At 39.6% G+C, this 11,958-nt stretch carries 11 protein-coding genes; 5 read left to right on the forward strand and 6 right to left on the reverse strand.

Annotated elements, in window-relative coordinates; translation table 11 throughout:
• Window positions 1-299: 299 nt before the first annotated feature.
• The 5 genes from QZ265_RS06790 to hisIE all read right to left on the reverse strand — a co-directional run bounded on the left by QZ265_RS06790 (window position 300) and on the right by hisIE (window position 5,399).
• The gene (locus tag QZ265_RS06790) at window positions 300-1,790 is read right to left on the reverse strand and encodes a UvrD-helicase domain-containing protein (RefSeq protein ID WP_296404668.1); all 1,491 of its coding nucleotides are present in this window, start codon (window positions 1,788-1,790) and stop codon (window positions 300-302) included.
• A 384-nt stretch (window positions 1,791-2,174) separates the two neighbouring features.
• Entirely contained in the window at window positions 2,175-2,903 is a 729-nt protein-coding gene (tatC, locus tag QZ265_RS06795) for a twin-arginine translocase subunit TatC (protein ID WP_296404686.1), read from the reverse strand.
• A 98-nt stretch (window positions 2,904-3,001) separates the two neighbouring features.
• Window positions 3,002-3,910: a Sec-independent protein translocase protein TatB gene (tatB, locus tag QZ265_RS10945; protein WP_366513669.1), complete on the reverse strand. Its 909-nt coding sequence runs from the start codon at window positions 3,908-3,910 to the stop codon at window positions 3,002-3,004.
• A gap of 183 nt (window positions 3,911-4,093) precedes the next feature.
• Complete coding sequence (gene tatA / locus QZ265_RS06805; protein WP_296404670.1) at window positions 4,094-4,381, reverse strand: Sec-independent protein translocase subunit TatA; 288 nt, start codon at window positions 4,379-4,381, stop codon at window positions 4,094-4,096.
• Window positions 4,382-4,502: 121 nt separating this feature from the next.
• The gene (hisIE, locus tag QZ265_RS06810) at window positions 4,503-5,399 is read right to left on the reverse strand and encodes a bifunctional phosphoribosyl-AMP cyclohydrolase/phosphoribosyl-ATP diphosphatase HisIE (RefSeq protein WP_296404672.1); all 897 of its coding nucleotides are present in this window, start codon (window positions 5,397-5,399) and stop codon (window positions 4,503-4,505) included.
• A 557-nt stretch (window positions 5,400-5,956) separates the two neighbouring features.
• Here hisIE and rpmI point away from each other — a divergent pair.
• From rpmI to QZ265_RS06835, 5 genes are all read left to right on the forward strand, one after another.
• Entirely contained in the window at window positions 5,957-6,154 is a 198-nt protein-coding gene (gene rpmI, locus QZ265_RS06815) for a 50S ribosomal protein L35 (protein ID WP_011961529.1), read from the forward strand.
• Window positions 6,155-6,236: 82 nt separating this feature from the next.
• Entirely contained in the window at window positions 6,237-6,593 is a 357-nt protein-coding gene (rplT, locus tag QZ265_RS06820) for a 50S ribosomal protein L20 (protein WP_296404676.1), read from the forward strand.
• A 236-nt stretch (window positions 6,594-6,829) separates the two neighbouring features.
• Window positions 6,830-7,975, forward strand: coding sequence for a phenylalanine--tRNA ligase subunit alpha (gene pheS / locus QZ265_RS06825; RefSeq protein WP_296404678.1), 1,146 nt, complete (start codon window positions 6,830-6,832; stop codon window positions 7,973-7,975).
• Window positions 7,976-8,089: 114 nt separating this feature from the next.
• Entirely contained in the window at window positions 8,090-10,501 is a 2,412-nt protein-coding gene (gene pheT / locus QZ265_RS06830; RefSeq protein WP_296404680.1) for a phenylalanine--tRNA ligase subunit beta, read from the forward strand.
• Between the two features lie 119 nt (window positions 10,502-10,620).
• Window positions 10,621-10,938 (forward strand): integration host factor subunit alpha, encoded by a 318-nt coding sequence (locus tag QZ265_RS06835; RefSeq protein ID WP_296404682.1) that lies wholly within the window; start codon window positions 10,621-10,623, stop codon window positions 10,936-10,938.
• Window positions 10,939-11,309: 371 nt separating this feature from the next.
• Here the strand turns inward: QZ265_RS06835 and QZ265_RS06840 are convergent, their stop codons facing one another.
• Window positions 11,310-11,690 (reverse strand): hypothetical protein, encoded by a 381-nt coding sequence (locus tag QZ265_RS06840; protein ID WP_296404684.1) that lies wholly within the window; start codon window positions 11,688-11,690, stop codon window positions 11,310-11,312.
• Between the last annotated feature and the right edge of the window lie 268 nt (window positions 11,691-11,958).

The raw sequence follows: 11,958 nt of genomic DNA on the forward strand, positions 1-11,958 counted from the left end.
CTTTGGCTTGTGCTTACATTTGGCTGAAATTATGAATGTTCAACACGCCCTAATAGATAGTCTGATTAGATTTAGCGAATTGGCATAATTTGCACAAGACCCTCTACGAAATAGAATATGTCCAAGAGAGTCTGCTCAATAAATAGTATCTGCTAGTGCTATTAACATTATTGTAAAAAATTATAGTAAAAATTTATTTAGTATTAATAATATATCATCATTCATAATGAGTTATATATGAGCGCTTAGTCTGTTTGTTTAGTCCGTTTGCTTGTTTTATTTGCTTGCTTGTTTATTTGCTAAGTCCCATAAATTACTTTTTTGCCCGTGTTAAAGCCTGAGATTAAATCTTTAAGGCTATTGATATCTAAGTTGTCTTTGGCACGGGTGCAAGCCACATAAAGCAAGCGTAGCTCTTCAGGGCTAATTTTTATTCCATGTGTCGTAACGTCATAATAAAAGTCGTCATCTAATTGAACTCGGTTCCACTCAAGTCCTTTGGCTTTATGAGCGGTAGAGATAACATAGTCTGCATCTCGCACATCAGTCAAGCTATTTACCGCTTGCGACAAAACATCAGTACCGTGATCATCAACCAGCTTGACTAAAGTCTTAAGGTCACTACCTTCGTTGGTCTCTGAATAGTCTTGTACATCGCCCCAGTTATAGAAATAAGCCAATTCGGGAACGCCATAAGCGGGCTTACCTGCCTGCAAACTCTCTGCAGCTGAACAGAACTTAAGCATTCTATCAGCATCTGCTTGTAACGCTACTTTGTGCCCATTTTTTAATCCTGCCAATAGTTGCGCCATGGCTGCAGCGTTGGTGCGGCATAAGATGGCATCTTTTTTTCCATGCATGGTTATCTTATCAATGCTAGAAGTTTTACTGGGGTTGCCTCTTAGCGGCACTTCTTCTTGTAATGCTTTTAAGAATAAATTGGCGACATCGGCAATGTCTTCACCGAAGCGAAAAGACTGGGTAAGTAAGGTTTGCGGTAAAGGCAATTTTTTCATGGCATTAACAGCACCACGCCACTCATAAATTTGCTGGTGTGCATCACCAACATAGATGACCTGCCTCGATTGCTGGGTTAAGATGCCCATCATTAGAGGGTCAGCATCCTGAGCCTCATCAAATAAAATAAATTCAGCAGGAATTACGGGCTTTGAAAGTGCCCATAACTTTAGATAAATATCGTGACCAATGCCGGCGGGATGTCTGGCATCTATAGACTGTAACCAACGCTTCTCTACTGCAGGATATAGCATCTCACGCAGCTGTTCTTCATCTGAAGCAGATATCCAGCTCGGGAAAATTAAATGACGTGGTGCAGGGTAGCTGGCATGTGTGCTACAAAAGTTACTGACAGCATCACTTACAAAACGGGCTTGACGCGCTGGGGTAAGATTAACATAGGTGGTTTTGCCTTCCATTTGACGTCGCACTTGAACCGTACGCAGACCTAAATCATCTCCCAAACGCTTAGGGGCAAAACGAGGTAGGGATAATTTTGCAGTAATGTCTCGTGGCACATGACGGTAGGCTAGCGAGTGAAAAGTACGGCAATCAACATGACCAGGGAATTTTTGTTTCGCCTCATTAGCAATACCTTTGTTAAAGGCCAAATACAAGCCGCGTCCGCGCAGACGCTCCGCGATAAGTTTTAATGTGGTGGTTTTACCTGCCCCTGCATAGGCCACGACTTTGAAAGACTTTGCATCCATGGCCATATTTAATGCTGCCAACTGCTCATCGGTTGGGTCACTCATATAAAGGGGCATAGACATAGATAGTACCTAATTGACTGGGGTAGAACAATAAAAAGAACAATGATTAGAACAATAGTTGCAACAATAAACGGAGCAACAGATTAAAAAACAAACAGAGTAAAAGATGAAACAAAAGACAGAGCAACTCAAAGGACAACTATTAGTACAAAAGCTGAACTAGCACAAAAGCTGACCGCTAAAAAAGCCATTGATACTCTATAGATTAAAAGCTATAGAACAATGGCAGTTATGATATCGCACAAATTTTAATAGCAAGAGATGTAAATCGCAGTTAAGTGTATCAAATTATACTGACTTAGATTTAAGGTTTTAAGGAGTGTAAGTTCATCATTCGAAAGTGTCGCTCGCAAGCAAGTTTCCCATTCATTTACAAAGATCTGTTTAAGTCTCTACCAAATCCTGACTCACTTTGTCTTTGATTAATACTCTTGCCAATAATAAACCCAACTCAAAGAGTAGCCACATAGGAATAGCTAACATTAGCATTGAGATACCATCGGGCGGAGTGACAATAGCCGATACACCGAAGCAGCCAACAATAATGTACTTACGTTGTTTAGTTAAGGTATCAACGGATACGATACCCGTTAGGATCAGTATTAGAGTGACCACAGGTATCTCAAAGGTGAGTCCAAATACCAAAAATAACTTCATAACAAAGCTTAAATAACTGGCAATATCTGTCATGGGCAATACATTATCAGGAGCAAAAGAGATAAAGAACCTAAGTACCCCGTTTAAAACGATAAAGTAGGCAAATGCAATACCGGTATAAAATAAAAAGATTGACGATATTAAAATAGGTATGGCAATCTTTTTTTCTTTCTTATATAGACCAGGCGCTACGAATGACCAGACTTGATACAAGATATAAGGCATGGCTACAAATGCGGCGACGAATAACGTTAAGCGTAAAGGTGCCATGAAATTTGAGGTAATATCAGTAGCAATCATGGTCGCGTTAGGGGGTAATTGAGCGACCAAAGGTTCAGATAAGGCGTCATACAATTTGCGTGACATCCCAACCAACGCTAGGAATATTACCAATACGGCTATAAAGATTCTGATGAGATGAGATCTTAATTCAATAAGATGCTCTGTGATGGGCATATCCCCAAGCTCATCCAAATAGTTAGGCGTTTCATTCACATCATTAGGGGTAGGTAAATCAGGGTTTGATTCGTTTTCAGGCATTTTGTTAGCGTCTGTCATCGTCCCACCTCATTACCAGCCGCTTGCAGCGTCTCTAACTTTTGCAACTGAATATCCTTCTCAATGTCGCTGTGCAGTGTAACATCGTTAAGTTTATTGGCTGATGGATGTTCACTATGGTCATCGCTTGAGGCTGAGCCGCTACTCTGTAAAGATTTAGACTTATTATCAATGTCTATTGTAGCTATTGGTTTAGTTAGGGGCACAGTACCTTGATGAGCAGTACCTAGATGAGCACTACCTAGATGAGCAGTATCTAGATGAGTAGTATTTAGAGAGTCAGTATTTAGAGATTCAGTATTTAGGGAGTCAATATCGTTGGCTGGATAATTATTTATAATAGACGCAGACGCATTAAGCAAAGGATCAGCATGATAATTAGGCAAAAATGGAGCAGAAGGGAGTCGACGCGCTTTATCGTAATCACTTAACAAAAACCACATGTTTTCCCATGGCCGTGTAGAAAGTACTTGGATGTTATCCACTGTGGATGTCGAAGATTCATTATTCGAATTATTGACTGAAACATCTAAATCAGGTTTATCAACCTTTATTGAAGGCGTTTCACTTATAGAAGTCGTATCACTTACAGATGAGGGAGCAGACTGCATGCTGTTATTGTGAGCAGATTCAAACTCTTTCATGCTGCCTCTAAGCTCAGCCATTTCGCGCTTCATTTCAGCTTCAGTTTGTTTGATCTTAGCAAGCTCTTCTTGCAACTTTTGACGTGTCTCTGCTAAATCAAGTTCCGCTTCAATCTCACTTTGTAGGGTGCTGATCGTACGTCGGAATTTTGAATACCATTTTCCTGCCGTACGGGCAGCATGAGGTAACTTTTCTGGACCCAATACCACCAGAGCTATGACACCAAATAAAAGCAGTTCGGAGAATCCAATATCAAACATAATCGTCTACATAAATTAGTAACTAGAATGTTTTGCGATAACAACCAGTAAGTTAGATAGTAAGTCAAATAAGTCAGCCAAGCAGACATCAAATGACCTAACAAAGTTAGGACTATGACCTAGCGAGGGGTAACGGCTATTAAGTTTTGCTATTATTTTATTGTGATAATTATAGTCTGCTATTTATTTATCAACAGGTACTTTATCGCCAGTGACATGATCAGCAGGCACTTTATGAAGACCAGTATCTGACACCTTAATGTCATCAACTTTGACCTCAGGGTTAGCGTCTTCATGGTTTAAGACACGATGTTTGTTTGCTTGAGTCTTGTCTTCATCCTTCACAGCATCTTTAAAACCTTTTACTGCGCCGCCCAAGTCTTTTCCTGCATTTCTAAGTTTAGCAGTACCAAACACCAAAACAACCACGACTAGTAATATGGCCCAATGCACAAATGAGAAGCTACCCATAATGATCTCCTTAAACAATAAATGTTAATATTATAACGAATACCAGTACGATAACTGTGATGATTGATACTAGATAAAGGGCTAGCATATCAGTAGAAATCGATTCGCACAGAGAATATCGCTATCTAGACGCTTTCTCAGCAATGCCTGAAAGTCCAAAACGTCTAGCCAACTCATATAATATAACGTCAGACCCAATATTAAACCACGCTAATGTGACCACGGTGTGAAACCAAAGATCTGCTATTTCATATATTAAGTCATCTAAGAGGGCCTGTCTATCAGACTCCACTGGCGGATTTGCCAAATCTTTGGCGGCGATTATGGTTTCAACCGCTTCCTCACCTACTTTTTCTAGAATTTTATTAATACCTTTAGCATATAAGCTTGCCACATAAGAGCTATCCGCATCGGCGTGCTTGCGCTGCGCCAATATACTGTCTAAATGCTTTAGTACAGTGGCCGCAGTCATTTCAGGAGCATCCGCTTGCTGTTGAGCATCTTCTAGTTGAATACCTTCTATTATAGCACCGCTCTGAGGGTTATTATGATCACCATAAATATCTTTTGGGTCTTTTAACACAGGTGAAACCGTCTGCCAACTTGGCCGATCACCTGAGACATCGAGTTTACGATAGAAGCAAGACTTGCGACCCGTATGACAGGCGATACCACCAATTTGTGTCACCGTTAATACAACCACATCAGCGTCACAGTCTAAGTAGATATCATGCACAATTTGAGTGTGCCCTGAAGTCTCTCCTTTATGCCATAACTTACCCCGTGAGCGTGAGAAATATACAGCGGTATTAGTGTCAGCAGTGAGCTGTAAAGCGTCACGGTTCATCCAAGCCATCATTAAGATTTCACCTGTGGCTTTGTCTTGTGCAATTGCTGGAACTAAACCATCATCATTAAACCGAATATCATCCAGCCAAGTTTGGGTAGTAACTTGATTAAAGTGATTGGTGGTTTCTATGGATAATGTATCAATAGATATGCTATCGGGTTTCGACATAAGGTGTCACTCTGTTAATCATGTGAAAGCTATATAAAGGGTATTCCTCTACTTTTAGAGGCTATTAACCTTATTAGTATATAGATTTATCACTTCTTCAGCATTATTTAGTAAACAATAGCAGCAGTTATTTCTGCCAGGAGTCTTGATGATAGTTGTTGACAACAATTTATGTGACCGAATGACCACGTTAAGTGCAAAGCTTAAGGTAATATAATTTCAATAAGAAATGTTTTAAAGGTAAAAAACAACGACATAAAAATTATTTTAGATAACATGTTTTAAACCATGCATCAAAATGTGATTTTAGTTTGTTAAAGACGTAGTTTATGCTATAATTCGCGCTTCCCACCTCAAGGCAGTGTTGGAATCCTCAATTTAGAAAGCATTTAAGTTATTGATTGCTAGCGATAAACGATGATAAACCCACTGACGAACAGGTTTTCCCTTGGCTGTTAAGTTAGCTGTTATCTTTTAAGACAATTTTTTAGAAAACTATCTTTTTAAGATAAGTTAAGATAATCGCATAGACTAGCAACAAAGAATAAGAGGTTCTTATGAAAGTTAAAATGAAAACTAAACGTGGTGCTGCTAAGCGCTTCAAAAAAACTGCTAACGGCTTCAAGCGTAAGCAAGCGTTCAAACGTCACATTCTGACCAAAAAGTCTCCTAAACGTATTCGCCAATTACGTGGTACGAAACTGGTACATGTTGCTGATGTAGCTGCGGTTCGCCGTATGTGCCCTTACATCTAACCCACTTAATTCTCGAAGTTCTTATATTTGTAAATATTTAACAGTATAAGTTCAGGCAAATCAAATTTATTAGGAGTAACTTATGGCCCGTGTAAAACGTGGTGTTCAAGCAAACCGTCGTCACAAAAAAATCTTAAAGCGCGCTAAAGGCTATTATGGCGCTCGTTCACGTGTATATCGTGTAGCGGTTCAAGCTGTAACTAAAGCTGGACAATATGCTTACCGTGACCGTCGTAATAAGAAACGTACTTTCCGTCGTTTATGGATCGCTCGTATCAACGCTGGTGCACGTTTAAATGGTTTAAGCTATAGCCGTTTCATCAATGGTCTGAAAAAAGCAAGTATCGAAATCGATCGTCGCGTTTTAGCTGACATAGCTATGCATGATGCTGCTGCATTTTCTGCCTTGACTGAAAAAGCAAAAGCTGCATTGGCTTAATTCTACACATTAGAATCGTTTAAGCCTAAGTAGTTATTAGTGTTATAAAAGAAGCCATCGCATATGATGGCTTTTTTTATGTTATTTGCTTACAATTATTTAAGCTAAAATTATAATCAATATATAAAAACTAATGTACTCACCATAACTTAAGATCAAAACTTGCTACTGTTACAATTTAGCGCCTAATTTATTAATCAGGCTGACCATAGCTAACAAACTCTGAGAATGCTTATATGACTCAATCTGACGTTTCATCATCTGACCACATTTCATCTAAGAACGGGTCGCCCATTCAAGACCCTGCGGCGTCAAACAGTTCTGCAGGTAATATACGCAGCTTAGATGAGCTGATTGCTAGCTTACCAAAATTATCTGATGTTTTAAGCGAGTTAACAGAGGCTGATTTTGAAGGCTATGCTAAAGCTGCTAAGTCTGTAATTGGTGAAATTGTTAATGCTACAGATTTACAGCAAATGCGAGTAAATTTAACCGGTAAAAAGAGCGCTCTAACTGGTTGGTCGAAGCAAATGGGTAAGCTTGATGCCGATAGTAAAAAAAGCTTAGGCGGCTGGTTGCATCAATTACGCACTCAAATCACTGACAGTCTTAATGCCCAACAACAGGTACTCGAAGAAGCGGCACTTAATGCCAAGCTTGAAGCGGATCGTATTGATATTACTTTGCCTGCTCGCGGACAACAAAAAGGTCAATTGCATCCCGTGACCATGACAGCGCAACGTATGCAGCAGTTTTTTATGCAAGCCGGCTTTAACGTGGCGACGGGTCCAGAAGTTGAAAGTGATTACTATAACTTTGAGGCTTTAAATATTCCTTCGCATCACCCTGCACGTGCCATGCATGATACTTTTTATTTTGATGCTCATTATTTATTGCGTACGCATACCAGTCCGGTACAGGTTCGAACTATGGAAGCGAGTGAACCACCTATTCGCATTATCTGTCCAGGCCGTGTCTATCGCTGTGATTCAGACCAAACACATTCGCCCATGTTCCATCAGTTAGAGGGTTTAATGGTCACCGAGCATACTACTTTTGCTGAGCTTAAGGGTTTGATCAATGAGTTTTTGGAAGCTTTCTTTGGCAAGAAATTGACAGTGCGTTTTCGTCCTTCATTTTTTCCATTCACTGAGCCGTCAGCAGAAGTAGATATCTTGGCAGACAATGGCAAGTGGTTAGAGGTAATGGGTTGCGGCATGGTGCATCCAAAGGTATTGACCAACTGTGGTATTGACTCGGATAAATATACGGGCTTTGCTTTTGGTATGGGTATTGAGCGTTTTGCGATGCTTTATTATGGTATTGATGATTTGCGATTGTTCTTCCAAAACGATGTGCGATTCTTACGCCAGTTCGGATAAGCCATATAGAGCTCTTGTTGGATAATATTTTTAACCAATAACAATATTTTTAACCAATAACAATATTTGCAACCAATAACAGACATAATAATTTGACAGCCTTTTGAGAATTCTATGAAAATTAGCGAACAATGGTTACGCGAGTGGGTTAACCCTAATAACGATACGCAAGCCCTAGCCGATCAATTGACAATGGCAGGTCTTGAGATTGACGACATTGAATCTGTTGCTGCCGACTTTAGTGGTGTGATAGTAGGCGAAGTAATCACTGTAGAACAACATCCTGATGCTGACAAACTACGTGTGACTCAAGTGAATATTAATGCCGATGAGCCACTACAAATTGTTTGTGGCGCCCCAAATGTCACATTAGGCATGCGTGTACCTGTGGCTACCATTGGTGCTAAGCTACCTACGCAAGATGGTAAAGGCTTTAACATTAAAAAGAGTAAGCTGCGTGGTGTAGAATCACAAGGCATGTTATGTGGTGCCTCCGAAATCAACTTACCTGATGTGGTAGATGGTTTATTAGAGCTTCCTGCAGATGCGCCTATCGGTGTTGATATCCGTAAATATTTAGGCTTAGATAATAAAGTTTTAGACATTTCAATCACTCCTAACCGCGGTGATTGCTTTAGTGTCCGCGGGATTGCTCGTGAAATTGGGGTTATCAATGGTTTGCCAGTAACTGCGCCCAAGATTGTTATGCAGCAAGGTGAAGTAGAAGCGACCCAATCAGTCACCGTAGAAGCAACTGATGCCTGTCCTCGATATTTGGCACAGCCAATTTTAAATATTGATCGCGCTATTGAAACCCCTGACTGGATGCAAAAAGCGCTATTGCAAAGTGGTCAGCGTTTGCATAACTTCTTGGTGGATGTGACCAACTATGTTTTATTTGAATTGGGTCAGCCCTTACATGCCTTTGATGCTGATAAACTGGTTGGCAATATTCGAGTACGTATCTCTAAAGAAGGGGAGACTCTGCAACTGCTTAATGAGCAGGCTATAACCTTAAAAGGCGATGAACTAGTTATCGCCGATGATGAAGGGATTGTTGCGTTAGCTGGAATTATGGGAGGTATGCGTACTAGTGTTACTGACACTACCACCAACATCGTATTAGAAAGTGCATTTTTTGATCCTTTGGCCATTGCAGGCCGTGCGCGTCGTTTTGGATTACATACTGATGCCTCCCAACGTTTTGAACGTGGCGTTGACTTTGAATTACCGATGATGGCTTTAAATCGTGCGGTAAATATAATCAGCAGTGTCGCTGAGGCAAAGGCTGGACATATTACTGCCATAGAAAATGATCAAAAATTGCCAAAAAGAGCTGCAGTGAAGTTACCTTTGACAAAAGTTTCTGAAGTAATTGGGATAAACCTCGAAAAAAGGCGTATTATTGAAATATTAACCCAACTTGAAATTAAAGTTCAAGAGCAGCAACAAGATGGGGTAACGATACTGAGTTGTTTGCCACCTAGTCATCGTTTTGATCTTGAAATCAAAGAAGATTTGATAGAAGAAATTGCTCGTATCTACGGCTATGACAATATACCAAGCACCTTGCCTAATCTTGGCGTTGATATGCGCTACGATGATACAGCCGATTTAACCTATCGCTTAAAGTTAGCCATGGTTGATGCCGGTTATATGGAAGCGATTAGTTTTAGCTTTAGTGATGAAAAGATGGAACAAGTTTTGGATGACCCTAAGCTTGGGAATGTACTGGCACTGGCCAATCCTATATCTGCCGATTTGGCAGTAATGCGCCGTACTTTGCTATCAAGCTTGATTCCTTGTGTGCAATATAATTTGAATCGTCAGCAACCTCGCATTCGCTTCTTTGAAACCGGACTAAGCTTCATTGGTGCTACCATCGATGAGTTGGTGCAAACTCCTAGTTTGGCTATCGTGGCAACGGGCGATATTAATCCGGAACAAGCGCATAGTAACCGTGCAATGGACTTCTTTGATCTCAAGCATGATGTTGAACAGTTATTACCATCAACTTTAGTAGATTCGCGTATTCATTATCAGCGTAGCGAAATGACATTTTTACATCCGGGTCAAAGTGCCGAGTTACTGATTGATGGTAAGACAGTTGGTTGGTTAGGACAATTACATCCTAGTGTAGCGCAAAAGCTTGATTTACCTACTACTTGGGTAGCACAATTGGACCTAGAGCCTATATTAGTAGAGGCAAGAACGACCCAAGATATTGTGAGTCCATCTAAGTTTCCACAAGTACGTCGTGATATAGCTTTAATGGTACAAGCTGAGATTCCTCGTCAAGAGTTATCGAAAACCATACGTGATGCTGGTGGTGAATTATTGCAGCAGCATTGGTTATTCGATGTGTATCAAGGTGAACATACTCCTAAGGGAATGCGTTCAGTTGCATTCGCATTAATTTGGCAAGACTATACACAGACTTTGTCGGATGAAAGGGTAAATGAGTCGATGCAGCGTGTTATCGAAGCGCTACAATCTCAGCATGGTGCTCAGCTAAGAGATAGTTAAATAGCTTATAAATTTTTGCGTTGTAAAAACTAGATGCATCTTTTGGGCAGGAGGCTTAGAAGGTGTTTATATAACAGTTAACTTAGGTCTACCAAGGCCTTAAATGGATTTTAGTTGATATGGAAGCCACTATTATGCAAAATAAAGAGACATTAACCAAAGCAGATATTATCGATCATTTGGTGGATAAGTTTGGGTTTACCAGACAGCAGGGTAGGCTATTAGTCGACTCATTTTTTGAAGAAATTTATGAAAATTTAGTTGAAGGTAGGGACGTTAAGCTTTCTGGGTTTGGTAATTTTATTTTAAAGGATAAAAAGAGTAGGCCTGGGCGCAACCCTAAAACAGGTGAGGAAGTGAATATATCCGCCCGAAGGGTTGTAACTTTTAAAGCTGGGCAAAAACTACGTCGCCAAGTAGATGATAATTATCGTTAACTATCTGTAAAGTTACGCCTTATTGAATAAGTTAATTAGCTGATAGATTAAGCAATAGATTATATAAGTTAATAAATCTAGATAGCTTCATCAAAATAGCTCGTTTGCTTGTCACTGATTAAAAGTAATAGACAATTAAGAAACGCTATAACAATAACGATACTTTAGTTGTTCAATTAATTCTGCTTGATTAATAAATTGCTATGTCAATAAGCTTTTATATTTATCAGTACTTTGCAATTATCCATTTTGAAACTACTTTTTTACCAATAAAAAAAGAGAGCCAAAGGCTCTCTTTTTTTATACCACTACAAAGTAAAGTTATCAATATAAAATAAAATTACTAAGCAATAGATCTACTTAATAAACTATTACTGAGCTGTTTTAGTTTCAGTAGTAGTTGTATCAGTAGTAGTTGTTGTATCAGCAGCAGCTTCAGCAGCAGTTGAAGCGTCAGCAGCAGCAGTTGAAGCATCAGCAGGAGCAGTTGAAGCGTCAGCAGGAGCAGTTGAAGCATCAGCTGGAGCAGCATCAGCAGCTGGGGTGCTAGCAGCAGTATCAGCTTCAGCAGCAGCAGCTTGAGTATCAGCTGTAGTAGCATCAGCAGCAGGAGTAGTAGTTACAGCTGTATCTGTAGTAGTCGTGGTTTGCTCTGTAGTAGCTGGTTCAGCTTCTTTGTCTTTTTTGTCACAAGCAGTTAAGCCCATGGTTGCTACCATTAAACCTGAAAGTGCAATTAGCTTAAGTTTCATATAAATCTCCAAGAAAGTGAAATATAACTGACAATACGCATTATAATAAGTTACGCAACAATAAAAGTATTGTCATCATTAATCTTAATCATTTTCGTAGGGTCAGAATGCGAAAGCGATTATACATCAGCAATATTACGAAATAAAGTAAATTTCGTTACATATTGTATGAAGATACATTTCTTAACGAAAAAATTACTTCAATATATTAAATTGAAACCTTTGCACGAACACTCATACATAGGTCAAAACTGATAAACTATATAAA

The sequence above is a fragment of the Psychrobacter sp. genome (assembly GCF_018260395.1).
Classification (GTDB): domain Bacteria; phylum Pseudomonadota; class Gammaproteobacteria; order Pseudomonadales; family Moraxellaceae; genus Psychrobacter.